21 protein-coding genes are annotated in these 24,219 nt (G+C 51.9%); 5 read left to right on the forward strand and 16 right to left on the reverse strand.

The genetic code is table 11. From position 1 onward, the window contains the following. Positions 1–588 precede the first annotated feature (588 nt). The 5 genes from KW829_RS16940 (at position 589) to KW829_RS16960 (ending at position 7,671) form a co-directional block, all read left to right on the forward strand. Entirely contained in the window at positions 589–1,251 is a 663-nt protein-coding gene (locus tag KW829_RS16940) for a hypothetical protein (protein WP_108415648.1), read from the forward strand. A 184-nt stretch (positions 1,252–1,435) separates the two neighbouring features. Continuing rightward, positions 1,436–2,071, forward strand: a complete 636-nt coding sequence (locus KW829_RS16945) for a hypothetical protein (protein ID WP_256350658.1) — start codon at positions 1,436–1,438, stop codon at positions 2,069–2,071. 251 nt (positions 2,072–2,322) lie between these two features. Further along, complete coding sequence (locus KW829_RS16950) at positions 2,323–4,572, forward strand: type I secretion system permease/ATPase (protein ID WP_089598139.1); 2,250 nt, start codon at positions 2,323–2,325, stop codon at positions 4,570–4,572. Next, positions 4,569–5,918, forward strand: a complete 1,350-nt coding sequence (locus KW829_RS16955; protein ID WP_010427865.1) for an HlyD family type I secretion periplasmic adaptor subunit — start codon at positions 4,569–4,571, stop codon at positions 5,916–5,918. The genes KW829_RS16950 and KW829_RS16955 overlap by 4 nt, the downstream gene beginning before the upstream one ends. A 4-nt stretch (positions 5,919–5,922) precedes the next feature. Next, on the forward strand, positions 5,923–7,671 hold the full coding sequence (locus KW829_RS16960) for a TolC family protein (RefSeq protein ID WP_218308680.1): 1,749 nt from the start codon (positions 5,923–5,925) through the stop codon (positions 7,669–7,671). A gap of 72 nt (positions 7,672–7,743) precedes the next feature. Here KW829_RS16960 and KW829_RS16965 read toward each other — a convergent pair whose 3' ends face one another. From KW829_RS16965 to KW829_RS17040, 16 genes are all read right to left on the reverse strand, one after another. After that, a complete protein-coding gene (locus tag KW829_RS16965; protein WP_218308681.1) occupies positions 7,744–8,745 on the reverse strand; it encodes a hypothetical protein in 1,002 nt (333 codons plus the stop codon). Positions 8,746–8,755: 10 nt separating this feature from the next. Then, positions 8,756–9,688 (reverse strand): ACP S-malonyltransferase, encoded by a 933-nt coding sequence (locus KW829_RS16970; protein ID WP_010427862.1) that lies wholly within the window; start codon positions 9,686–9,688, stop codon positions 8,756–8,758. 10 nt (positions 9,689–9,698) lie between these two features. Then, a complete protein-coding gene (locus KW829_RS16975) occupies positions 9,699–11,087 on the reverse strand; it encodes a hypothetical protein (RefSeq protein ID WP_218308682.1) in 1,389 nt (462 codons plus the stop codon). Continuing rightward, the gene (locus KW829_RS16980; RefSeq protein ID WP_218308692.1) at positions 11,084–11,857 is read right to left on the reverse strand and encodes an outer membrane lipoprotein-sorting protein; all 774 of its coding nucleotides are present in this window, start codon (positions 11,855–11,857) and stop codon (positions 11,084–11,086) included. Before KW829_RS16980 ends, KW829_RS16975 begins: the two co-directional genes overlap by 4 nt. 24 nt (positions 11,858–11,881) lie before the next feature. Continuing rightward, positions 11,882–13,192 carry an ABC transporter permease gene (locus KW829_RS16985; RefSeq protein ID WP_010427857.1) on the reverse strand — a complete coding sequence of 437 codons (1,311 nt, stop codon included), beginning with the start codon at positions 13,190–13,192 and terminating at the stop codon, positions 11,882–11,884. Continuing rightward, the gene (locus KW829_RS16990) at positions 13,193–13,840 is read right to left on the reverse strand and encodes a hypothetical protein (RefSeq protein WP_010427855.1); all 648 of its coding nucleotides are present in this window, start codon (positions 13,838–13,840) and stop codon (positions 13,193–13,195) included. It lies immediately after the preceding gene. Then, positions 13,824–14,531 carry an ABC transporter ATP-binding protein gene (locus KW829_RS16995; RefSeq protein WP_089598145.1) on the reverse strand — a complete coding sequence of 236 codons (708 nt, stop codon included), beginning with the start codon at positions 14,529–14,531 and terminating at the stop codon, positions 13,824–13,826. The genes KW829_RS16990 and KW829_RS16995 overlap by 17 nt, the downstream gene beginning before the upstream one ends. 10 nt (positions 14,532–14,541) lie before the next feature. Further along, the gene (locus tag KW829_RS17000; protein ID WP_182403047.1) at positions 14,542–15,492 is read right to left on the reverse strand and encodes an ATP-binding protein; all 951 of its coding nucleotides are present in this window, start codon (positions 15,490–15,492) and stop codon (positions 14,542–14,544) included. An 18-nt stretch (positions 15,493–15,510) separates the two neighbouring features. Beyond that, positions 15,511–16,728, reverse strand: a complete 1,218-nt coding sequence (locus tag KW829_RS17005; RefSeq protein ID WP_010427848.1) for a beta-ketoacyl synthase — start codon at positions 16,726–16,728, stop codon at positions 15,511–15,513. Positions 16,729–16,732: 4 nt separating this feature from the next. Next, positions 16,733–19,291: a beta-ketoacyl-[acyl-carrier-protein] synthase family protein gene (locus KW829_RS17010; RefSeq protein WP_126816705.1), complete on the reverse strand. Its 2,559-nt coding sequence runs from the start codon at positions 19,289–19,291 to the stop codon at positions 16,733–16,735. A gap of 100 nt (positions 19,292–19,391) precedes the next feature. After that, positions 19,392–20,552 carry an aminomethyltransferase family protein gene (locus KW829_RS17015; protein WP_010427844.1) on the reverse strand — a complete coding sequence of 387 codons (1,161 nt, stop codon included), beginning with the start codon at positions 20,550–20,552 and terminating at the stop codon, positions 19,392–19,394. A gap of 29 nt (positions 20,553–20,581) precedes the next feature. Next, entirely contained in the window at positions 20,582–20,863 is a 282-nt protein-coding gene (locus tag KW829_RS17020; protein WP_029484982.1) for an acyl carrier protein, read from the reverse strand. Positions 20,864–20,884: 21 nt separating this feature from the next. Beyond that, a complete protein-coding gene (locus KW829_RS17025) occupies positions 20,885–21,433 on the reverse strand; it encodes a 3-hydroxyacyl-ACP dehydratase FabZ family protein (protein WP_010427841.1) in 549 nt (182 codons plus the stop codon). Between the two features lie 3 nt (positions 21,434–21,436). Further along, positions 21,437–22,192, reverse strand: a complete 756-nt coding sequence (locus KW829_RS17030) for an SDR family NAD(P)-dependent oxidoreductase (protein WP_010427839.1) — start codon at positions 22,190–22,192, stop codon at positions 21,437–21,439. A gap of 20 nt (positions 22,193–22,212) precedes the next feature. Further along, positions 22,213–22,581: a holo-ACP synthase gene (gene acpS, locus KW829_RS17035; RefSeq protein ID WP_218308683.1), complete on the reverse strand. Its 369-nt coding sequence runs from the start codon at positions 22,579–22,581 to the stop codon at positions 22,213–22,215. A 17-nt stretch (positions 22,582–22,598) separates the two neighbouring features. After that, positions 22,599–24,218, reverse strand: a complete 1,620-nt coding sequence (locus tag KW829_RS17040; RefSeq protein ID WP_218308684.1) for a ShlB/FhaC/HecB family hemolysin secretion/activation protein — start codon at positions 24,216–24,218, stop codon at positions 22,599–22,601. Position 24,219: the final 1 nt, after the last annotated feature.

Below are 24,219 nucleotides of genomic sequence, written 5' to 3' on the forward strand. Positions count from 1 at the left end.
AAAGTGAACGGAATAACCCCCACAGCCGTATGTCCCCCCTCACCCCAGCCCTCTCCCACAAGGGAGAGGGAGTCATCTTTGTCGGCACTATTTTGTGGGGATCCCTCAACCCTGGGGGCGAGCGTTCTCATTATTGATATCTTCACACTCTTCTTTCGCCGATCCCGACCATTAAAATACGCTTGTCATTATTCTATTTTTTTATTTTTGCCGACAGACCATTTCAGATATTTAAACGATTAACTCTGATTACTTTAGTTAATAAAATCCAGGGACGTAACGGCCGATATTGCCGATATCTCAACATACATTCCACGACGTAAAGAGCACATCATCAAAAATCAACAAAACGACAACAACCACAACGCTAAATAAACATTTCACATGTCAAACCTTCATTTAAGAAACCCTGCAAGCAACTGTTTTTTAATGATTTAATTCTTAATAAGAACACCAGCGTGACAATTCATATTATTTAATTAAGAATTTTACCTGGTGGTCTGTATGATTATTCCTAAAGAACGAAAGCAATTTCGCTAAACATCTTCTCATTATTAATGTATCGATTCAGTGCGTGCGAGGTAAAATATGTACAGTGCGACTAACAACCCAATCTATTTATCTTCCACTGATAGACTGCCCGTCTGTCATACGCCATCTATGCATTGCTATGGTTGTGATAAAAAATGTCATTTTGACAATTCCGCACTGCATGAAATTAAAGAGTGCACGGGTCTTGAGTATTACATCTGGCCTGACAATAATAGTTTTCTTGTTGAAGGCATTCGTCATTATTTCACTGACGTAAATGATAAATACATTACTCAGCCTGTGGTGATTATTGATTTTAGCCATAAAAACATCAATTACTTCCTGTCAGACAACTGGCTGGATCAGTTCAAGAACATGAGACTGATTCTTGTCACCGATAAGAAGATGACCGCCATTGCCCATTACTGGTTTTACAACGACACGTCCGACACGACGATAAGCTCGGTGATCTTTTACGACGACACGGCCGAGGAGGTGGCAACAAAACTGCAGAAAACCTTCCTCGCGAAAACGATTAAGCCCGCAGGCAGCAGGCCAAAACTGAGCCAGAATGAATACAGTCTGTTTGCGTTTCTTTTCAACGGATGGACACCCAAGAAAATCGCATACCGAAACGGAACCAGTGTCAAGAACACCTATGCGATGAAAAACAGAATCGAACGCAAGCTGGGTGTGTCAATTACCCGACTCGCAAGCTGACGTATACTGAAAAAAACGGCTGGCATGGCATTATGCAGTAAAATACTCACTGTCGAAAATTCCTGGTACGACCGCGAGTAATCTTACTGCTACCCGTTTTCATCCGTAATGCAATTTTAAGATGAATGTTGATATATTATATCAAATTTAATATTTATAATATGGACGCACTGCGTTTAACTTAATGGATAGAGTGATTATTAATAATATTGAACACCACGACAACGCAATGCGCTGCTATGGATGCGTGAATAAATGCGTCTATACATCTGTACAAACAAAAAAGAATATAGAGTGTACCGGTGTAGAATTTTACATTTGGCCAGAGAATAACTCATTCCTGATTGAGGGACTGCTGCAATATTTTAGCAATATTAATTCAAAAGTGATTTCACAACCTATTGTGGTTATTGACTTTAACTATAAAAACATAAATTACTTCTTAACAAACAACTGGTTAAGTCAGTTTAAAAACTCAAGATTGATTTTAATCACGGATAAAAAAATGGCCGCTATCGCGCACTACTGGTTTTACAACGACACGAGCGAAACGGTCATCAGCGCGGTCATTTTTCATGATGATGTGACAGAAGATATCAAAACCAAGATTAATCAATCATTTATGGGCAAGATCACACGCCCCTCGGAGAAAAAGGCAAAGTTAAGTGCAAATGAATATGCACTTTTTGCAGAATTGTATAAGGGACAACTGCCGAAAAAAATCGCCATGAAAAATGCGACTAACGTAAAAAATATCTATGCCATGAAAATACGTATAGAGAATAAACTTGGCGTTCCCATTTCAAGACTTGCCAGTTGATTAGTAATACGCAGGAAACAGACATTTACCTGCCGGGATGTAAATTATTCCTAAGCGAGTGGTTACTTATCCTTATTGTGTGCCTGATGCTTAACTCATACACTAAGATATTGCCAGCGCTTGTATTTTCAGCATAAACAATCCGCTACCACTCATCGTATTCATGGATGTTTCTGGTCGTTTTTTAAATCGCACATTCTTTACTTTTTTAATTCTAAGTGAGGAACGTCACTACAGGTCTGGATTCGATAATGAGCACGCATCTTTCCACCGTTGAAATTAATTCAGAGCACGACTTCAATAATATTGAAGATCCCCGAAAAGATTCCCTTCTGTGGGGTGTTGAATGGCTTTGTACACATCATGCTAAGTTTGCCAGCAAAGAAGTCCTCTATGCTGGCCTGCCAAAAAGCGACAAGCTTGAGCCAGAAATGGCATTGCGCATGCTTGACCAAATGGGAATATCTGCCGGTTGGGTAAAGCGCGATCTGAGCACCCTCTCCTCCTGGCTATTTCCTTTACTGATCGCACGTAAAGACGGGACCTATTGCATTCTTACCGCGCGTAACGGAAAGCGTGGAGAACATACTTATAAGATTGTGGTACCGGAAAACGAAGGAACCGTTGTCGTGACGGAGGCGGAGTTAAACGATGTCTACGGCGGTTATGCCCTCGTCACGACGCGCAAGCCGACGCTGGACGAGCGTGCAGACGACCAGCTGTTGCCGCAGGCTCAGGCGGAAGGGCATTGGCTCTATTCGACGCTATGGCGCTACCGCCACTACTTCTACAGCGCGGCGCTGGCCGCTCTGCTGGCGAACATTCTCACGCTGGCAGGCACCTTCTTTACCATGAACGTCTATGATCGCGTCATTCCCACGCAGGCCTACGTGACGCTGTGGTCGCTGGCGATTGGCGTGGTAATTGCCATTGTATTTGAATTTTGTAGCCGACAAATTCGAGCCTACCTGATCGACATCGCCGGGAAAAAAGCGGACCTGATACTCGGGGCAAAACTGTTCCGTCAGGTGATGTCGATGCGAATGGAATACAAGCCACAGTCCTCGGGCACCTTTGCCAACCAGCTGCGTGATTTTGAGGCCGTGCGCGACTTTATTACCTCAGCAACGCTGGCAACGTTGTCCGACCTGCCGTTTTGCGCCCTCTTCATGTTCGTCATCTACCTGATTGGCGGCCCGCTGGCGATCGTGCCGTTAGTCGCGATGCCGCTGATTTTGATTGTCAGCATCATCATCCAGTGGCCGCTGGGCCGCTACATGGAAGAGAACGTCCGCGAAATCTCACTGAAGCAGGGTTTGCTGATTGAGAGCATTGAAGGGCTGGAAGCGCTGAAAGCGGCACAAGGCGAAGGGGTGATGCAAAAACGCTGGGATGATTTCAGCGCTCTGGCAGCCGCGTCGTCGATGAAAACGCGTTATCTCTCGATGCTGACGACCAACTTTGTCTCTTTCGTGCAGCAAATCACGACGGTCTGCATCGTCGTTCTTGGCGTGTATCTCATTCACGCTGGCGAGCTGTCGATGGGGGCGATGATTGGGGTGGTGATCCTTTCCAGCCGCTCGCTTGCACCGCTGGCGTCGGTTGTCGGGTTAGCGCTGCGCTATCAGCATGCCAAAACCGCGCTGAAATCGCTGAACCAGCTGATGGAAACACCGACCGACCGCGATGCCTTGCTCAATTATCTACCGACGCCGAATTTCACCGGCAGCATGCGCCTCCACAAGGTGGGCTTTACCTATCCGGTGCCGGGCATGATGGTTGCGCCGCGCATCCTCGACAACATCAACATCAATGTTGAAGCCGGTGAGCAAATCGCCGTGCTGGGCAAAATCGGCAGCGGAAAATCGACGCTGTTGCGTGTGATGGCCCGCCTGTATCAACAAAGCAGCGGCCAGATGTTCATTGACGGCGTAGATGCCACCCAGATTGACCCGGCGGACTGGCGAGCCGCGGTGGGCTATGTCGGCCAGGATTGCCGTCTCTTTTTCGGCACGCTGCGCTACAACATCATCATTGGCAACCCCGGCGTAAGCACGGAGGAGTTCCTGCGCGTCGTGCGTCTGACCGGGCTGGATCACGTGGCCGCCAGGCACCCGCTGGGTTTTGACATGCCAATTGGCGAAATGGGCAACTGCCTTTCCGGTGGACAAAAACAGCTTGTCGCCCTGGCCCGCTGCCTGCTGCTGCGCCCAAAGGTCCTGCTGATGGATGAACCCACCAGCTCAATGGATGCCATGACCGAAACGCTGTTCCTGCGTCGGCTCAAAGAGGCGACACAAGGGCAAACGCTGATCATTGTGACCCATCGCATGTCGGTACTGAGCCTGGTTGAGCGTCTGATTGTGCTGGAAGACGGGCATGTCGTGAAAGACGGGCCAAAAGATCAGGTGATGGCCAGCCTGAATGAGAATGTGATGAAGAAAAAACAAGCGATGCATTCGGTTGAAGAGAAGCAACAGAAACAAGGTGTAAATGGATGATGAACGAGGACGAAGTGAATCATAACGCCTCAAAGGGAGAGGCCGACTCCGGGACGGATGCATCCTCCACGGCGTTGAGAAAGGTAGACAGCAACGGCGGGAAAACGCAGCTGGCAGTGCAAAAACCGCAGGCCACAGGAAAGGTCAAAGCAGACGATTTGAAATTCATGAATGACCTGCAGGGCGCGCTGATCGCACAGAAAACCCCGTTCAGCATGATCATGCTCTACACCATCGCCCTGGTGGTGGTGGTGTCGCTGGTGTGGGCGCATTTCGCCCGGGTTGAGGAGATCACCCGTGGCGATGGCAAAGTGATCCCGGCCAGCCGCGAGCAGCTCATTCAGAGCCTGGAAGGGGGCATTCTTGAGGAGCTGAACGTTCAGGAGGGGGATATCGTCGAGAAAGGGCAAATTCTGCTGAAAATTGACCCGACCCGCGCCGGGGCCAGCTACGGTGAATCCCTCTCTAAAGTGCAGGGGCTTAAGGGCAGCATTGCCCGTCTCCGCGCGGAAGCTTACGACACGCCGTTGTCCTTCCCGCCCGATATCGCCGGAATTGAGTCTATCGTGCGTGATGAAACCCAGGCCTATAACGCGCGCCTCAAAACCCTTAACGAGAGCGTTCAGGCCTTACAGCGCAGCCTGTCCCTGGCACAAAACGAGGTCAGCCTGTCAGAGCCGCTGGCCCGTAAAGGGCTGATGTCAGATGTGGAGATCCTGCGCCTGAAGCGTCAGGCCAACGAGTTCAGCCTGCAGATCGCAGAGCGGACCAACCGCTTCCGCTCCGACGCCAACAGCGAGCTTAACCGGCTGGAATCTGAACTGGCGCAGGCGGAAGAGATCCTGCGCGGGCGTCAGGATGTGATGAACCGAACCACGGTGGTTGCGCCGGTACGCGGCACCGTCAACAACATTCGCGTGACCACGCGCGGCGGCGTTATCCAGCAAGGGGCGGAAATCATGACCATCATCCCGCTCGAAGATAACCTGCTGGTCGAAGCCAAAATCAAACCGTCCGATGTGGCCTTTATCCATCCGGGGCTGCCCGCCACGGTAAAAATTACCGCCTACGACTACGCCATTTACGGCGGGTTAACCGGCGTCGTCGAGCACCTGAGTTCCGACACCCTGATTGATGAGGAAAAAGCGCGTCAGGGACGTGGCGATTCGACCTATTACCGGGTCTTCGTCCGCACCAATCGAGCGGCACTGCAGGTTAAAGACAAGGAGTTCCCAATCATACCAGGCATGGTGGCGAACGTTGAAATCAGAACCGGGGAGAAGACCATTTTGTCTTACATCCTCAAACCGATACTGAAAGCGCGCGAAGCATTCAGAGAGAGATAATTTTATGGTTAAGGCACGTAAAGAGCGTCGTTGGGCCAGGGTAGCCACTGCGGTTGCACTCTGTTTGCCCTGCTCTTCTTTTGTCATTCCGCTCCACGCGGCTGACGTGGCGCAGGTTAAAAAAGACCTGTCCTCGCTGCCGCCGATGCGCACACAGTCACAGTTAACCCGCGCCGCGCAGACGCCAGCGCAGCCTGCGGTACGCGCGAGCACGCCGGGGACGGTTCAACGGACTTCGCTGCCCTCGATGCGCACGCAGTCGCAGTACGCCAGTACGCATAAAACCGTACCCACGCAAACGTACCCCGCATCGCGACCGGCAAGCTACGCCGCGACGCAGCAAACTGTGGCACCTGAGCCGACGCTCGAGAACAGTACGAGTAACAAAGCGGCACTGAAAACGAATTACGATTTCTTCCCGCCCGTTAAAGAATACTATAAGCCCGAACCGGCCTACGCGAACGTTCGCCAACAGGGCGCATCGGCAAGCCCCCGCGCCACCAGCGGCATGTCGCACGGCTATTTCAACGGTGCCAGCACCAATGATTCGCGGGAATTCCTGCGCAGCATGGTGGCAAGAGCGCTGGCGTACAGCCCTGAGCTGCGTGCGGCCTCCTCTGAGGTTCTGGCCTCGGACTACATGGTGGATCAGGTCAAAGGCCAGCGTATGCCGCAGGTGCGGCTGGGCGTAACGTCGCCGCTGACAACCGTGGGGGGAGACCGCCAGTCGTCCAACAATACGCATATCAGCGACTCCAGCGGGACGGTATCCGTCAACACCCCCGTGATCGACTGGGGACGAATCAGCCATCAGGTCGATAACTCGCTGGAAACGGCAAAAGCGGCCCGCTATTCCAAAGAGTATTCTCGCGAGCAGCTGGCCTATAACACCGTGTCCGAGCTGATGAACATGAGTCGGTACCAGCAAAGTAAACAGGTGGCGAAGAACTATGTTGGCCGCATGAAAGAGCTGGTCAACATGCTGTCGCAAATCACCCAGGCGGACCGCGGCAGAGAAAGCGAACTGGTGCAGGCGAAAGCGAAACTGATGTCCGCTCAGGCGAGTCTCGACAACATCGAGCATCAGCTGAGCGCCAGTAAAATCAAGCTTGTGCGCCTGCTTGGCGCTGAGCCTGTGCTGCCAGAGAATTTGAGCTGGCAGGATACGATTATCCCGGCATCGGTCGCCATCGGCTCGCTGGACAAGAACCCGATGATGCTTAACCTGCAGTCCAAAGTCCGCGCGGCGGAATCGGAAGCAGAAAGCATTAAATCGGCTGCGCTGCCGCAGGTAAACTGGGTGGTCTCCAAAAGCACCGCCAAGGACAGTAACGGTAACGAAGCGGGCTGGTATACCGGCCTGAACGTGGAGTGGGAGGCGTTTAGCGGCGGCTCTCAGCGCGCCGCTCAGATGACGGCCCGCGCAAAAGCCAACGTGGCGCAGCAGCAATATGAAGTGAGCTACCGCGATCTGGAGTATCAGATTAACTATCAGGTGCAGGTACGCGACTCATCATTCCTGCGTGCAGATGATTACGAACGTCTCTCAGGCGAAACTGACCGCGTGCGCCAGATGTTCTACCAGCAGTGGTATCACCTGGGAAAACGCACGTTGCTTGATGTGCTGACCGCTGAAAACGACCACTTTAACAACCAGCTTTCCGCCATCAATAATCGTTATGACGGGTACATTTCCAACGTGAACGTCATTGCCAGCGCCGCGATGATGCTCACCTGGATGCGGATAGCCTGAGCCGTATCGACCTGATAAAAAAAGCCAGACCCTCATTGCTGAGGGTCTGGCTTTTTTATTGCCCTTCGCGTCTTACCAGAGGGCGTTTTCTTTATCGATCTCCGCCCAGCGCAAATACATGTCGCTCGACATCATGAAATCGTTATGCCATTTCCACCAGGCGTGGAGGGTGTAATAGGCCAGACAAGGCAGGTAGCTCAGCAGGAAGTACACCTCAAACCACACCTTCCACCCCAGCAGCGTGAGCAGCAATCCCACCACGGCCGACCAGACAAACTCCACACCCACCAGCATCACCAGCCTCAGCCACAAAGGTTTCCCGGACAGGCTGCGCCAGGGGATCGTCGGGGAGAAAAACAGGTCGATCTCGTTAAGGAAAAGATGCCCCAGGAAGATATACCGCTTCGTGAACCGTAAAAACAGCAGATTAATGGCCAGCACCACCGCGCAGAGCACCAGTATGGTAATGATGGACTCGAGGGTGAAGTAACGGCCATAGCGATCGAACTGTTCACTGTTCCGTAAGGGGCTAATCGTCAGCAGGTTCATGACGACGGACATGACGACAGCAATGGCGACATAATGGGACAGACGTTTATATTTCCCTTTGTCCCGCGCCGAGGCGATGACCTGTCGGATGTAGATCGAACGCATCGCTGCGAACATTCCCCAGACGATGAACGGCGCGACGATGGCCAGCGTCAGCAGCACGATCCCCGGCTGAGCCAGGGTGAGCATCAGCGCAATAATGCCTGCGAAAACCAGCGTGGCGATCGCGAGCACCATTACAGGTTCGACAATCATCGCATTCACCGGCTTATTCTCTTTCTGCAGAAACACAGATAAATCGACATTTTTGACCACGCACTTATAGGCCCAGAACGCCTTGAGATCGGCAATGAAGCTATACAGAATCAGCGCAAAAATACCGCTCGCCAGCCAGGCATCCTGCCGGGTAAAGGAAAACCCGGCGTTTTTCCAGTAAAAACCCATCAGGATCAAGGTCACGATAGAGATAAAAAGAAGGTTCCTTTTATCCTGAAAGCGAATGAACGTTAAATAATCTGGAATCATATCTCGACCATTACATCTCTAATGCTTTTCTGCAGTGCAGAACGCGTTCGGCATTAAAACCGGCAAAATCATTCAGCATTTGACCGAGATAAGGTTTGTTACTCATCTCCAGGAACAGCGGACGCTCTGAATGGTTGATAAATCTGGCGACAGAATCGTTCCATTTCACCGTGTGGGTCAGGTGCAACGACAGATTTTCTTTGATGTTTTCCGGCACGATTTCCATTCTGCCCGTCACGTTCATCAGCACATCATACGCGGGTGAGGTGAAAGGTTGTCCGGCGAGGAAATCCCGCATCAGCTGGACGCCCTCTTCCATTAAACGCGTGTGCCAGGCACCGCTGACGCCGAGTTTGATCGGCTCATAGCCCTCATCCGCCAGTACCTGGGCGAAGTCGCTCAGTGCCGCCGGTGTCCCGCCGATAACCTGCTGGCGCGGCGTGTTGTCACAGCTGATATCCAGCGCAATCCCGGAACGGGTGATGATGTCGCTCAGGGTGGCAAAATCCGCCCCTTTCAGCGCGATCATTGCCCCTTTCTGCTTTTTGCTCACCGCATCCATGGTGCTGGCACGGAAATGCAGGGTGCGGAATAAGGTCTCCAGAGAGACTGCCCCCGCCGCATAGAGCGCACTGTATTCCCCGACGCTGTGGCCGCAGGCCCCCGTCACCCGAAGGTTGGGGAAACGCTCACGGCAAAGGCTATAGAGCGATACGTTGATCGCCGTTACGGCCAGCTGCTGTACCGTGGTCTGGATCAATCTGTTCATCGGCCCCTTCAGGCAGAGTCGGCGAAGATCGAGGCCAGAAATATCGCTGGCGCAATCCCAGATCTGTTTCGTCGTCGAATTCAGATCCCACAGATCGCTGCCCATCCCGATTACCGGGTTCCCTTGCCCGGAAAACAGCAGCACGACAGGCTGCGATGCATTATCAAGCGTCATAGTCATTTCCTTATAAATAATACTTAAAGCCAACATAACCACCGGCGACATCACCGAAGAATGCAAACTCAGAATTTGCGCTACCCAGTGCGGAATAGACGCCGGTATACGCTTCCAGCTGGTCATCAATAAAGGTCAGCGGTGCGCTGAGGTGTAGCCCTGCCATGGAGCTTTTATCCATCAGGTTGAGGATGAGATAGGGCTGTGCGGTAATCTGATGCCTGAACTGCACGCTGGACCAGGCGTTGAGATAATGTTTTCCCTGCAGCATGCCTTTGTTCCCCGTATTGCTTATCTCGGAGGCCATCAGGTATTTATAGGAATCATATGCCCTGTCGAGCGGTGCATAGCCTGTAGCTGTGTTCAAAAAGGTCATCAAATCGCGCTGCTTGCGCCATTCTGATCGCGAATAGCCTTCGCTCTGGTAATAGTATTCCAGGCCGAAAACGTTGAAGGTATCGGAGGTATATTGCCCGCCCACGGCCAGCTCAACGCCCTGTTTCTCTTTTGCTTCATACAGCGAGGTGGGGAACTGATACCGCTCCAGCTCCGCGCTTTTCTCTTCAGACAGATGACGCCAGCGCTGCTCCGCATGCCACGCCACGTCGGCATTGAGCGTGAGCTGAGGGGTGTAGTTGTAACTGTCTGAAAGCGCGACCGACAGCGAGTCGCCCATCAGGACGCGCATCCCCGGCGTATGGTCACGAAAGACATGGGAGGTATAGCTCAGCAGCCAGGATTCACTGCTGTTGCCACGCTGATTCGCAGACCAGTTCCCGGAGGTCAGATAGTATTCATCCACCGTCGCCAGCTTCGGGATCATCGTCAGCGAAAACGACTCGTCCCGGTTATCCATCGTCAGCGTTGCAGCCCAGGAGGAAGACTGATAAGCCGAGCGGAGCTGAGGATCGTAAAGCCGCGTCGGTTTTGCACCGTCGTAATAATGCGGCGTGAGATCCGAAGGCGAGCGCAGGAAGAAGAGCCCCGGCCTGGACGGAAGCTTCCCGACCTCAAGCTGCAGGCTGTCCGACAGGGTGTAGACCAGCTTAAGGCGCTCAATTAACAGACGTGAACGGCGGTCATCTTCTTCAAACGCACCGAGCTTACGCGGGGAATACCAGGTTAGCCCATAGAGGGATAAATCCAGGTCCAGCGTATCCTCAATCAGCGAACAGCGGCTTGCGACATTCACCCCGGCATCGTTGTAGATATTGTGTCGGGTGTACGGGTTTCGGCCATTGATTCGCCACTCCGAAATCTGTTTTTTAACGACAGACACCTGCTCATACAGCGTGACAGACGTATTCTTTGCAACGTCACTGCCGGACAGACAATCCGCGAATACGCTGACGGGCAGCGCGGCGAGCATCAGGGTTAAGCCTGTTAATGTACGCTTCATTTCGCGCCTCGCTGAATAGACTCGCGGGTGAACGCCGATTCAGGTAACGATTCATAACGCACATCGCTGTAGGTCATGACGGAATAGCTCTTGCCGTGGCGCGCCTCTTTCACCACGATTTTCATCGGGCGCATTTTGCCTAATACCATCTGGAAATCCTGATAAAGCACTTCTTTGATTAACTTATTGTCCAGAGAGAAATAGGCAGCTTTATAAGGACGGTTATCCCCCTCTTTTTCAACGTAATAATCCACCTTCGGCCAGGTCACTTCAGCCGATTTACGCACCAGTTCCAGCTTATAGCACTGCGTTTCGCCGCAAGGCTCTTCACCCTTCAGCGTGGCGTCGTAGGCATATTCAAAGTTGGTGACAATGACGTCGCCATTGGAAATTTGCCCAATCAGACGCTGCTGGCGAGAGACGGGAACAGGACGGCGGAGTTCTGGCGTGTAGAACCATAAGTCGTACCAGTCAGAGAGCAGCACCTTTCCCTTGTCGCGCGGCGGATAAATAAAGCGCGCCAGGGAGCGGGCATCCGCTTTCATCTCACCTTCTGGCTTCATAAAGCGCATGGAAATATCCAGCACCTGTTTATTGTCGGGCTGCGTAGCACCCGTTTTAAATTCATGGATGGTGAGGGTGTAGCGAAAGGGTTTATTTGGCGAACGGACTTCATCCGCACGACGAATAATATCCACCGCTTTGTCATCGGCAGAGGCGGAGTGCGCCCCTGCCGAAAACAGACAGGCACCCAAAAGGAGTGAGGCCATAACACTGCGTTTCATATCGCTTCCTTACGAGAATTTAAATGCGTCCGAAATATTGAGCCGTGAAGCACGTAATGCGGGTAATACCGAGGCCCCCGTGGCGGTCAGGATCGGCAATACCAGGGTTATCCAGTTAAGCGCGACGCTGTCGGTTTTAATAAATGCGGTATAGCCCTGCGATTGCCCCGGCGACGGTGGCATCGCGATACCGTACAGATTAATGACGCTGGCAATGGCGTAACCTATCGCCAGACTGCCAATCGCGCCGATAATGCCGATGAAAATCCCTTCCAGTAAAAACAGGCGGGTCACATGCAGCGGTTTGAGGCCGATGGCTCTGAGCGTCGTAATTTCACGGGTGCGCTCGATAATATTCATCGTCATCGAATTACCGATCATGAAGATGACAATCAGACCGACAATGAGCTTAATAAAGAAATAGATCCCGGATAACAGCCCTTCCACCTGCTGATAAAATATCGAGGCGTCTTTCCAGTCTTTTACGATCAGCGGTAAGTTATGCTCGGCAATAAAGCCACGCAGTTTCGCCGTGAACGCGGCTGTATCGTCCTCTTTCAGCAGGATCAGCACTTTACTCACGCTGTTGGTGCCCATAATACGTTGAGCCGTACCCAGCGGAATTTTCATCGCCACGTCATCGTAATCTTTGATCCCGGATTCAAAGATGCCGCGTAGCTTCATGGAGAGCGCGCCCTGCCCGCCTTGCGTATTGACCACCAGCACGTCCAGCCAGTCGTCGTAATGCGCATTCAGCGTTTTCGCCAGGCCGCTTCCCAGCGTGATTTCGTCCGTGCGAATGCGGGACAGATCGCTGCCGGTGATTAATTTATCAAACGAGCCCAGCTTCAGTGCCGGTAGTGGTTCAACGCCCAGCGCGGAAAAATAGCTGGAGGTTTCACTCTCATACTGTGAAATAACACCGGTGAACTCCAGCTGACCGGAGAGCGTCGAGATATCCTCAGCCAGAGCCGGATCGTTGAGAATCGCTTTCTTTAATGCCGGATAATCGTCGATCAGGCTTTTGTTTTTATTGGAGGTCTCAAAATAATTTTTGTTATAAATTTGCACATGACCAATATTGGTTCGAATCGTTTGCTCTTTCAAAATCCAGAAAGAGTAATCAATAAACCCGCCGTACAGGAAAATCGACACGCCGCCCAGCATGATGGCCGCCATGGTCGAAAACGATCGCCTTTTGTGGCGAAACAGGTTTAAAAAAGCAAACTTCACGTCCCGCGATCGGAATACGACACACCAGAGGACAAAAAGCAGGATCAACAACACAACGCTATTCGCTAACACCATTTCCCCGGACATTTATTTCCCTTTCGCCAGCGGCAACAATACTTCTGTCACTTCGTTGATATCCCACTCTGGTGCACTGCCCGATGCCAGAGACGATGCCGTATTCGCATTACGCAGTTCAATCTCTGCCAGTAACGCGTCTGCCTGCCGCTTGTGTTTGCAACTCAACAGCGCGCGATAACGCATTTCGTTGATGTGTTCCACCAGCCCTGCATTGAATACGTCAGGCGTATTCAGCATCTGTTCCGTATCTTTTAACGTCACCACGCAGCGCCCGATTGACGCAGGCAACCAGGCATCGACCCGGGCACGCATATAGCGCACCAGCATGTTGTCTTCATACAGATCAACCGCCTCGTCCAGATAGAAAAAGCCCGTTTTCCCGTACTCAGATGCGCGAATAAAATCGTTGGTCTGGAGAGCGCGATCGGCCTGGCGCAACGTTCCGTAGGCATAGAAAACCAGCGAAAGAGGATTGTCGTTGGCTTTGTATTCTTTAAAGAGCGACTGCGTCATCTCTGCAAGCATGTCCGCTTCCTGCGGAAAACCGCTCTTAATGACATGCTCGGCGACGGGCGCCGGTGCGGCTTTAATGTTCCCGACATAGGCCAGGCACAGCAAAAACCAGCAAAGAAGGAAAAAATTACGATTGTGAATCATGAACTAAAACTCCGTCCTTAATTTCAACCACGCGCCGCGCACGCTCTTTAAGCTGGCTTGAATGCGTGGAAATAATAAAAGTGGTGCGCGTCTCCTGGTTAATTTTCAGCAGAAGATCCAGAATGGCCTCCCCGGTGACCAGATCGAGGTTTCCGGTCGGCTCATCGGCAATGACCACCTGCGGGTCGTGCGCCAGCGCCCGGGCGATGGCCACGCGCTGCTGCTGGCCGCCCGAAAGCTGGCCCGGTTTACGCTCGGTGAATCCCGCAAGCCCGACGCTGTCGATGAAGTGCAGCGCCCGCTCTTTGGCCTCTTTTTTCCCGACGTGGCCGTTTAACACCAGCGGGAAAAACACGTTATCGAAAACGCTCAGTACCGGTATCAGATTGAAAAACTGAAAAATAAAACCCAAATGCTTGCCGCGGATCGCCGATAATTGGTCTTCCGGCAGATGATTCAGTAATTTTTTCAGAAACATCACCGAACCGACGGTGGGTTTATCAATTCCCGACAGGATATTTAACAACGTACTTTTGCCGCTGCCGGAAGGCCCGCAGAGCGCCAGAAATTCGCCTTTTTCTATTTCCAGATTGATATTTTTCAGGGCATCGACTTTGCCTTCGCCCGAGCCATAACTCTTATAGATATTGTTCAGCGATATCGTTGGGAGTTCTTTAATTATTCCGCTCATGGAGATGTCGTTATTCCTTGCAATATTCAATGTCGAAATAGCTGTAACCAAACTGCTTGTCGGGAACGATGGTTCTTAATCGGCCCGAAAAATCAGCATGTTGTTTGAGCCAGGCGAAACTTAACGCTGGAGTCAGGCAGCCGCTGGCACCGTAGAGATCAACCAGATCCAGCGTGTTCTTCGCGGGCAGCGTCGAGCGAGACAGCAAGTCTTTGCGCAGGCCCGAAAATGCAATCTGTTCAGGAACCTGGGTGTGCTCGATGGCATCGGCCATGACGTACTGCCCCCCCTTCACCCGGATAGCGCTTTCCTGCTGGCTGAAGATGAAACACCCGGCGCGTTCAACCGTTAAATTGACGTCTTCGGCCTTGCCTTTACGCTTCTCTCCCCACTTGAGGGCAATGTCTTCATCAGAAAACACCAGGATCGGGATCGCCCGGTACGCCGTGCAGATCACGACAAAATCAAACACATCCCAGCTGAGGTAGTCGTTGGCCAGGCTGAGGGCCTGCACGAAGGATTGCTTCTCACCGCGGAGCTTGCAGGTGGGAGCGTTAACCGAGAATTTCTTGACCAGATTTTTGGGCAGCGTGTCGATCGCTGAGATATGCAGCGCGCTGGAAATATTCTCAAACGGCCCGGATTCCCCCCAGGCGTCGACATAAATAAATGCCGTGCGCTGCTTCAATAACCGCATCCGCTCTTTTGTGGGCAGCGCCATAAGCGCGTCATCCGCCGCCTGCTCCATCGCCTCAAGGTATTTTTGATATTGCGGGTTACGGATCATTTCACCGGGATAGAGATCCGGCTGCGTACCAAAACGTTTTAATCCCCAGCCATGAGCGTGGGTGGATTTCATCGCCTTATTGTATAAGTGTGCTTCCCAGGCGTTTAACCAGCTGGGTTGATAGAAATAAAATTTATCTTCCGGCTCAATAAGCGAAAATGAGGATAAATACATAGGGCTCTCCATAATCGTTCAAAGGCCTCGATGAATATCAGACATCACGGCACCGATAATTGAACCATCCACGCCAACCCCTACCTTAAGCAGATGGTTTTTGTGGTGCCCAATGATGCCGCGGTCAATAACAACATGCTGCGCAACGCTATCAATAATGGCGTCGTTGCCCACGGGTGAAATCAGCTCTTTCTGCGATAACGTATGGTGACCAATAATTAAATCGACGATGCCTGAGCCGGTGGCGGTATAGCCAATCTGGCCTTTATAGGCGAGAACCGGAAGGGTATTTCCCTCAGCAAAGACCTCTATCGCTTTTGCTTCCGCTTTATCACTGATGGATGAGCCGTTGCCGTGCGGAATAATCGCGCACAGATCTTCCGTGCTGAGGTCCGCTTTTTTCATCGCGGCCTGCATCACCTTTAATACATTGGTGCTGAGCCAGGAACTGTCATTGCTTCTTCCGGCACTGATCTGCGTGTAGGTAGTTTGCAGTCGTATCCCATGCCCTGCTTTTCTGGCGCGTCGGTGGCGCGCATTTTCCAGCAGGATCGCGCTGTATCCCTCAGCAAAAAGAACGCCTTTACTGTTTTCACCGAACGGCTGGACCAGGTGCGTATCCAGCATCGACTGGGTATCGAGGAACCAGATATCCTGGGTTTTAATTTTTGAGCAGTTCACCACCAGCACAATATCAACGCCGCCATGCTCAATTGCCTGGCAACCTAAATGCACCGCCGTCATCGCTGAATTACTGGTGCAGTTCATATTGGGCGGTAAATACTGCAGGTGATATTTACGCGCAAGATTTCCGGCAATACGATCCTGCGACATATTATCGACGTGCAGGGTCATTAATGATTTTGTCAGATGAATATCTTCAATATCATTTTTGTTATAGAAACTCTTGAAGGCCATGCCATCGACCCGAGGGCCGATGCCGGTTAAATAAACGCGGGCGTTGCACCCGGCCAGCCATTGAACATCTAATCCGGCCTGGGCGAGTGCATCGTCGATCAGACGATAAAGCAGATCTAATGCGCTATCATCCGTATGATCCAGCGTGGCAATATGCTTATTGCCATCGAACCCACACTTAATTGCCTCGTCGTCGGATTTAAACCAGGGCTTTCTTTCAACACGTTTGCCCAGCTTCAGATTTTGAATAAGCTGAATACTGTCTTCGGCAAACGGCAGACAGGAACTGAACCCCGAAATGATAGCGGCATTATCCACAATATTATCCTTTAATCACAAACGCGTAGTAGTTGCCGCCTTCCGTCGCGCCCACCAGCAGCACGTGCTTCAGGGCGAGCTTCAACGGTTCACGAACGAAGTTGATTCGCTTATCGAAGAACTCAACGGTATGAGGAATGGCGGGAACCGCCTGCTTCTTAATACAGTCAATGATGACGGCCAGGTTAAGCAGCCCGGCAGCAGACGCAACAAAGCCAAAGCAGGCGTTATAGTTCACGACCGGCACATCCGGTTTGGCCTGAGCGAAGGCTTCAACGATGGCATCGATTTCAATGCGTGAGCTTTCATCGCTACCGTTGCTGGTGCCGCAGACCAGATCGATCTCCTGCGCCGTGACGCCGGCATCCTTCAGCGCACGGGTAATCGCCAGCGCCATGGAGGCGGATTTCTCGTCCTGCTGAGAGGCATCGAAATAGCTGTTGCTACAGGCTTTACCGTAACCGACCACTTCTGCCAGCACCTCAGCACCACGCTCTGCGGCGCGCTGCGGATCTTCCAGCAGCAGCATGCAGGCACCTTCGCCGGGAATGTAGCCCTTCGAATCGTTACCGTAGATGTGGTAGTCGCGAGCGTCAGAGGTCATATGGAGCTTGCGGGTGACGGCATCCATATAAAGTGACATCGACGGGAAATACTCGTCCGCACCGCCCACCAGCACCTGCGGCTGCAGATCCTGACGCACGATTTCGTAGCCATAGGTTAATGCGCCTAATGCCGCATTCTCCCCGGTCGCCAGGGTGGTGGTGTAGCCCTTGATCCCTTCGGAAATACCGCAGAACGTAGGGATTGAGTTCATCAGCGAGCCCGGGAACTCAGAGGTTCTGACCTTGCGCGGGTCTGGCTTCAGGCTTTGCAGGTATTTGTAGGTGGTTTCCTGCGGGCCGCTGGACATCCCCATCACCATGCCTAGCGCATCGCCATCACGTTTAATTTTACGCTTCGCCTGTTCCAGCGCTTCGGACAGCGCAATCAGCGCGAAGGTACCGCCACGGGTGGCTTTACGCGGGTCAAAGCGACGCAGATGTTTACGCGGCTCAAGGCCGGTGACCTGGAAGGTTTTAAAGTGTTCGTTCGCTTCCGGACGGGTGGCCGTCAGCACGCTGAATTCTTCACCAAACAGCGTCTCAAACTGACGGGTTGATTCAAGCACATCCAGCAGCTCTTTCGCCTCTTCCAGCGTGTCTTCCGGGAAGGTGACGCCGCCCAGTTCAACGCTATGGTTCTGCTTCCAGACGTTATCGAGGATCTCGTTAACGGTGTGACCAATCGCGGAGACGGCCCCCAGACCGGAGATTGCCACGCGTTTTTCGTCGTAGGTGCTGACCGGAACAGAGCACGGCTCCATGCTGATAATCATGCTGCAGTTATTACCGCCGAAGGCATAATTGTTCTTCATGAAGAGGTTGATTTTCTGGTCGCGGAAGTCGTTTGGGACGTAATCCAGATCGCAGTTTGGACGCGCGTTGTTGAAGTTCAGCGTCGGCAGAACGCGGTTATCCGGCAGCGTCACCAGACACGCGATCAGTTCGACGATACCCGCCGCACCGATATTATGGCCAAAGTAAGACTTGGTGGAGCTGACCAACAGCTTCTCGTTGTTGGCGAACACCTTTTTCATTGCCAGCGTTTCGATGCGGTCGTTCGCTTCAGTGCCGGTACCGTGGGCGTTGACGTACTCAATCTGCTCCGGGGTGACGCCCGCGTTTTCCATCGCCTTATGCATCACCTGTACGGCACCGCTGGCGCGCGGATCCGGCCCAGTTTCGTGGAACGCATCGCAGGAGGTGGCGTAGGAGAGGATTTCACCGTAAATGGTGGCGCCGCGCGCGACGGCGTGCTCGTACTCTTCCAGCACCACGGCGCCCGCGCCTTCACCAATCGACATGCCGGAGTTGCCGGAAAACGGCGTGCAGGCTTCCGGATGCATGACGTTCAGGGCATAAAAACCGGCGAAGGTTGGCAGGTAGATCGGCTCTGTCCCGACGGCCAGCATCGTTTTGCTTTTGCCGTTCTGGATATAGTCAAACGCCATGCCGACCGCGTTAGGGCTGGCCGTACAGGCGGTCGCAACCAGTTCAACCCCGCCCTGCAGTCCGAGCAGCGTAGAGACGCTCGAACAGCAGGAAGAGAAACCGCCGGAGAACAGCGCTTTACGCAGGGAGAAATCTTCCATGCGTTGTTCAAACAGCGGTAAGAACGCCTCGGTGCCCGCGGAGGAGACGCCCACAATCAGGCCCGTCTCTTTCAGGTGCGTCTTGTTCTCGGCCAGCCCCGCCTGATTCAGCGCGTCTTTACCGACCTTATAGGCCCAGAGTGCGGCATTATCCAGTGACGCAATAACGTCATCCGGTAATTCTGAATAATCAATATCATGTAACACTTCAGCCGCGCGGGCGTTTTCAAACCATTTTGAAAAACGCACGCTGTCGGTGACGCCATTTTTTTTATTTAATAATGCGTCTCTAAAATCCTGAAGGTTTTCTGCCAGTGAGGAAAGGATCCCAATCCCGGTAATAACAACGCGTTTCCGGTTTGTCTTCATAAATATGTACCACCGTGTACAGACACTAAACAGTGAGAAAGGATCCGTGGCGTGATATTGCCCACGGATATCTCACTCACTGTTAAAGATGAATAATGAATTACAGCGCGCTTTTCGCTTTAGACGCGTCGATAAAGCTGTGCTCAGTCGGATTAACCAGCATGCTCAGGTTATAAATAAATGGCATACCTTTGGTTTTTGCCGCGACAGTTTCTGTATTCGTTTGAATAGAGAAACCGCTGATATCTGACCATGCGTATTCATTTTCCAGCAGTGCCAGGGCAATGAAGCACTGCAGCGCCGGAGAGAAGACCGCTTTCACAACGTTACCCACAGCCTGACCGTCAACCAGCACGCTGTCGCCTGGAGCAATGCCCGCGCATTCCCCTTCGACGATCATGCCGATAACCTTGCGCGCGCCTTCACCGTGAGACAGTTCTTCAACGGCGTCTTTACCTACAAAGCCTTCTTTGTCGTACTGCACGGCCCACTGCAGCTGCAGCTCTACCGGGTTAAGGTTGTAGCCAGCCCACAGCGCGTCATCCCAGCCTGGGTTTTCGATACGCACAATTTTCTGGTAGTCCAGTCCGCCGGTCTGCAGCTGGTATTTGCTACCGTGCTCCAGCAGCTGCTGCCACTGATCCAGCAGCTGTTCCTGCTGGCCCACAACCATGTAGGCGAACTCGCCGTGTTTGCCGCAGCGGAATACCATCAGTTCGTTATCGGTATTCATGTACTCGTAGTAAGGCAGGCCGATGACGTCGAAACCGTGGATTTCGGACATTAGCTCCCAGGAGTAAGGTCCTTCAACCATGATTGCGCCCCAGCTCTGCTCACGCATGTCGGCAATTTCCGGGGTTTCCTGGATATCCAGCTCGTCGGCTTTTTCCAGAAGGGCATTCAGACCCGCGATCAGCTCCGATGACGGGATGTTTTCAGACAGGATGTAATAGCCGTCGGATGAGCAGAGCACGTACACGTCGCCGCGGACGGTACCGTCTTCATTCAGCACCAGAGAGTAGATCCCCTGCTCGTCACGAATAATAGAGACATCGGCAGAGACCAGGTTATTCACCAGGGCCCAGGCGTCATCACCCATCACGCTGACGATGGACATGTGGGAATAGTCCACCAGCAGGGCATTTTCACGTACGGCTTTGTATTCCACCATCGGATCATGATAGGCAGAAGGAACGTTGGCATTGTTGTAAATGCCCATTTTCGCATTGTTTTTCAAATGGAAATCATAAAGAGACTTCATAACGGGATCCTGTTATTCGCAAAGATAAATTAAGCTTTTTTCTTCTGGATGATAAACGTCGCCAGATTATTGATACTTCTCATATAAGAAGGATCGTCGCTTTCGTTAACTTTAATATCGAAAACTTTATCCAGCATGACCACGATTTCCGTTGCATCAACGGAATCCAGCTTTAAGCCATTGCCAAACAGGGCTGTATCATCATCAATTTGAGATTCATCGCGCTGAATATTTAAACGCTGAATAATCTCGGTTTTAATTGTCATCAGCACGTCCTTGCGCTGGTCAATTTCATTTTTCATTGTTGTCATGGTATTAACTCTCTCAGGGGTTTACTTACTTTCGCGGTAATTAATAATGGTGCCGTGGCTGATTAATCGCTTTCCGACGTTTGCCGTCACGGAATAGTGCTTAAAGCCATGAGCATCAGAAAATGCCAGCTTGCTGGTGACTTCAATCGAGTCGCCAGGGTAGGCAATATCTTTAAATTTTAAATTCTGGGCAGCCAGTACGCCGCGCACCTGCGCGCGGCGGGTGCGGATGATCTCCCGCATCTCATCACGCGTGATGAGCGCATGGATATCGCGTAACGATTTGAGTTCACCGCCGTACGTCTCGCTGTAGATATCGCAGATATCGGTGAGGAACGAGAGGTACTCACTGGCCTGACCAAAGATTTCAGAAATAATCACCCCGGGCATGATCGGATCGTCCGGGAAATGCCCGAGCAGATAAGGCTCGTTATAGGTAATATGCTTCGTCACCTTCACAAAGCCATTTTCGCCGTATTTGAAGTCATCAATTCTGTCGACCATCAGCAGCGGCTGACGCCAGCCGCCCATTTCCAGAAAGATCTTCGAGGGGATAACGTATTTAGACATAACTCACCGCATCACCAGGCCGCCATCGATAACGATGGTTTGACCCACAATGTAACTGGACGCAGTCGAGCCCAAATAGACGACGGTATTGGCCACCTCGTCACATTTGCCCAGACGACGCAGCGGAATAGAGGCGGTCACGCCGCGCACCACCGTGCGGGAGACTTTTTTCACCATTTTGGATTCAATCATCCCCGGCGCGATGGCGTTGACGCGCACGCCGTACGGTGCCAGCTCGGCAGCCAGCGTGCGGGTGAAGCCCAGAATCGCCCCTTTAGACGCGCTGTAGTTCGCCTGCCCGACGCTTGGGATAATGGCCGCAATAGACGCGACGTTGATGATGGCCGGGTTTTCTGAGGAACGCAGCAGCATTAACGCCTCTTTGGTCAGGCGGAAAATACTGAACAGGTTGGTGTCCACCACCTGGCTGAAATCATCAAAGCTCATTGAGGCAAAGAGGCTGTCTTTCACAATACCGGCATTGTTCACCAGCACATCCAGCTTGCCGACGGCTTCCGTCAGGTGAGAACAGAGTGCAGAAACGCTCTGCGGATCGGCGAGGTCGCACTGAATAATAGACAGCTTGCTGCCCGCCGGATGCGTCTCTTTCAGCTCCGTTAACTGCGTAGCATTTGATTTATACAGCGCGTAAACATCGCAGTCCTGATCGAGAAACTTCGCGCAGATCGCCAGACCAATATCTCCGCTCGCTCCGGTGACCAGAACCGTCTTTTCCTTAAGATCGTTATATTGATACATAATATTCACAAATAGTTAGGTTAATAAAGTATGACAACGGCAGTCGCATAATTCTGACAATGCGAAATACTGAGCGAGGCATTCTCGAGCTGCTTTTCAACAAGCATCTCTTTTACTCGCCCGGAAAAAATAAAATGGGGGCAACCCAGTTCGTCATGGCCAATTTCGATATCCTTAAAGGTGATCCCGTCGCGATATCCACAGCCGAGCGCTTTGACGACCGCCTCTTTTGCCGCCCAGAATCCCGAGGCGCGTTCATAATTCGGGTCTTCGCGGTTAATTTTTATATTTTCCTGCTGGGTAAAGACGCGATGTAAAAAATCGGTCTGCCAGTTTTTTATCGCCCGCTCTATTCGCGAAACTTCCACGATGTCCGTGCCGATATGCATTTTTCGTACTTCCCTGTTCAGAGCTGATAAGAAACATTCAGATTAAAATTAAATTTATTCACGTCCATGCTGCCCGGGTATTTTACCGGCATGGAGATTGACGAATCGTACGCCAGGCTTTTGACGTTACCCTGAATACCTATTGTGCTGCCGATGATAATCTCTTCGCCGTAGAGGCTGTCCCGTCTTATATGGCCTGCGTCGACACCCAAATAATAGTTAGCGTCTATGCCCCGCACCGGACGATAAACGGTATTTTGCAGGTAGTATCCGCTGTTCCCGGTGAGACCCACGCTGTTTTCAAACCCGCGCACGCTCCAGCGGTCGCCCATCGTTATTTGGTCCTGCAGCGTCAGCTCGCGCGGTGCGTATTGCGCCAAAAAAAAAGCGTTATACACATTGCCGCCGAGCTGGCGGGTATAGTTGCTTTCAACATTAACAAGCTGGCTGACAGGGCTGACGTTGCCATAGACCATATCGGGCGTGTGTTCCGCCCCGAACCAGCTCAGGAATCGCTGCCAGGAGAGCGACGAATCCCAGTGAGCATTCACTAACTGCTGCTTATAGTTAACGCCAACCTTGACGTTATCCATATCGCGCTTCTGCAAGACCAGCTCTTCCCCCTCTACCGTATAGCCAGATTTGCGGCGTATCAGCTCGGCGCTGCCGCTCACCTTGCGGGTTTTATCCCGATAGAGCACGCGTGATGCTTTGAGGTTTGCGTAATCACTTTTCCCCGCATAGTCCACGGTGGTGTAGAAAAGCGGAAGGGTCTGTCGCGACTTGCTGGTGCTGTAGAACAGTGAATAGTTCCAGTAGCCTACCGGCAGCGCGTAGTAACCACTCACACTTTCATAGCGGCCATTGGTGCTTTTTGTTCCCGCGAGATAAAACAGGTCGCTGAAGCGGGCAGTGTTGTACAGGTAGCCCACTGCAGAGGTCAGATACTGCCCCGTTTCTTTCACACCCCAGTTGTTATAGCTCGCCCGCACGCTCCAGTTTTTTTCACGGTTCGTGTTGATGTGAATCGTGCTATATCCCTGCTTTGTGCCCGGTTCGATGTTGATTTTGACGTCAACACCCGGCTCCTGCTGGAGGTTTTCCAGCCCCTGCTCAATATCGCGAATATTCAGGATGTCTTCTTTCGCAAAAGGCAGCATCAGCGGATTAATGTCGTTACTGTCGACAATAATCTTTTCAATTTTCCCTGCACTCACGGCAAGCTTCAGCGTGCCGGACGCAATGTTTTGCGTTGGGATCGTAATACGGGTGGTGATGTAACCCGCATCGATATAAAAATCTTGCAGCGCCGCGGCAATTTTCACCACGCCAATACTGCCTACACAGCGGCCGAGGATCTCTTTTTTGATTGCCCTGTCGGTCTTACGCTGAAGAAAATCATTTTCAAGAACCAGAGACCTAATCGTGAAGCAGTTCTCTTCTTGCGGTAAATCATTCAGCCTGAATACTTTACGTTCGGTACTGGAATAAACGTCCTGCCGGTACACCTTTTGTTCTTTGAAAGTATTCAAATCGGCATTTTGCTGCTGCTTAATCAGGTTATTAATACCCTCTTCCGCGAAGGCATGAAAACTTAACAGCAACAATAAAGGTAAAAATTTAAATCGCGATTTCATT

The sequence above is a fragment of the Enterobacter sp. ENT02 genome (assembly GCF_019219165.1).
GTDB lineage: Bacteria > Pseudomonadota > Gammaproteobacteria > Enterobacterales > Enterobacteriaceae > Enterobacter > Enterobacter mori.

What these genes read in the sequence shown, in the direction of transcription:
- KW829_RS16945 (WP_256350658.1), top strand. Translation starts at nt 1,436, where the DNA reads ATGGATAGAGTGATTATTAATAATATTGAACACCACGACAACGCAATG.
- KW829_RS17040 (WP_218308684.1), bottom strand. Translation starts at nt 24,218, where the DNA reads ATGAAATCGCGATTTAAATTTTTACCTTTATTGTTGCTGTTAAGTTTT.
- KW829_RS16995 (WP_089598145.1), bottom strand. Translation starts at nt 14,531, where the DNA reads ATGAGCGGAATAATTAAAGAACTCCCAACGATATCGCTGAACAATATC.
- KW829_RS17025 (WP_010427841.1), bottom strand. Translation starts at nt 21,433, where the DNA reads ATGTCTAAATACGTTATCCCCTCGAAGATCTTTCTGGAAATGGGCGGC.
- KW829_RS16965 (WP_218308681.1), bottom strand. Translation starts at nt 8,745, where the DNA reads ATGATTCCAGATTATTTAACGTTCATTCGCTTTCAGGATAAAAGGAAC.
- KW829_RS17000 (WP_182403047.1), bottom strand. Translation starts at nt 15,492, where the DNA reads ATGTATTTATCCTCATTTTCGCTTATTGAGCCGGAAGATAAATTTTAT.
- KW829_RS16970 (WP_010427862.1), bottom strand. Translation starts at nt 9,688, where the DNA reads ATGACGCTTGATAATGCATCGCAGCCTGTCGTGCTGCTGTTTTCCGGG.
- KW829_RS16990 (WP_010427855.1), bottom strand. Translation starts at nt 13,840, where the DNA reads ATGATTCACAATCGTAATTTTTTCCTTCTTTGCTGGTTTTTGCTGTGC.
- KW829_RS17010 (WP_126816705.1), bottom strand. Translation starts at nt 19,291, where the DNA reads ATGAAGACAAACCGGAAACGCGTTGTTATTACCGGGATTGGGATCCTT.
- KW829_RS17020 (WP_029484982.1), bottom strand. Translation starts at nt 20,863, where the DNA reads ATGACAACAATGAAAAATGAAATTGACCAGCGCAAGGACGTGCTGATG.
- KW829_RS16950 (WP_089598139.1), top strand. Translation starts at nt 2,323, where the DNA reads ATGAGCACGCATCTTTCCACCGTTGAAATTAATTCAGAGCACGACTTC.
- KW829_RS16940 (WP_108415648.1), top strand. Translation starts at nt 589, where the DNA reads ATGTACAGTGCGACTAACAACCCAATCTATTTATCTTCCACTGATAGA.
- KW829_RS16980 (WP_218308692.1), bottom strand. Translation starts at nt 11,857, where the DNA reads ATGGCCTCACTCCTTTTGGGTGCCTGTCTGTTTTCGGCAGGGGCGCAC.
- acpS (WP_218308683.1), bottom strand. Translation starts at nt 22,581, where the DNA reads ATGCATATCGGCACGGACATCGTGGAAGTTTCGCGAATAGAGCGGGCG.
- KW829_RS16955 (WP_010427865.1), top strand. Translation starts at nt 4,569, where the DNA reads ATGATGAACGAGGACGAAGTGAATCATAACGCCTCAAAGGGAGAGGCC.
- KW829_RS16975 (WP_218308682.1), bottom strand. Translation starts at nt 11,087, where the DNA reads ATGAAGCGTACATTAACAGGCTTAACCCTGATGCTCGCCGCGCTGCCC.
- KW829_RS17030 (WP_010427839.1), bottom strand. Translation starts at nt 22,192, where the DNA reads ATGTATCAATATAACGATCTTAAGGAAAAGACGGTTCTGGTCACCGGA.
- KW829_RS16985 (WP_010427857.1), bottom strand. Translation starts at nt 13,192, where the DNA reads ATGTCCGGGGAAATGGTGTTAGCGAATAGCGTTGTGTTGTTGATCCTG.
- KW829_RS17015 (WP_010427844.1), bottom strand. Translation starts at nt 20,552, where the DNA reads ATGAAGTCTCTTTATGATTTCCATTTGAAAAACAATGCGAAAATGGGC.
- KW829_RS16960 (WP_218308680.1), top strand. Translation starts at nt 5,923, where the DNA reads ATGGTTAAGGCACGTAAAGAGCGTCGTTGGGCCAGGGTAGCCACTGCG.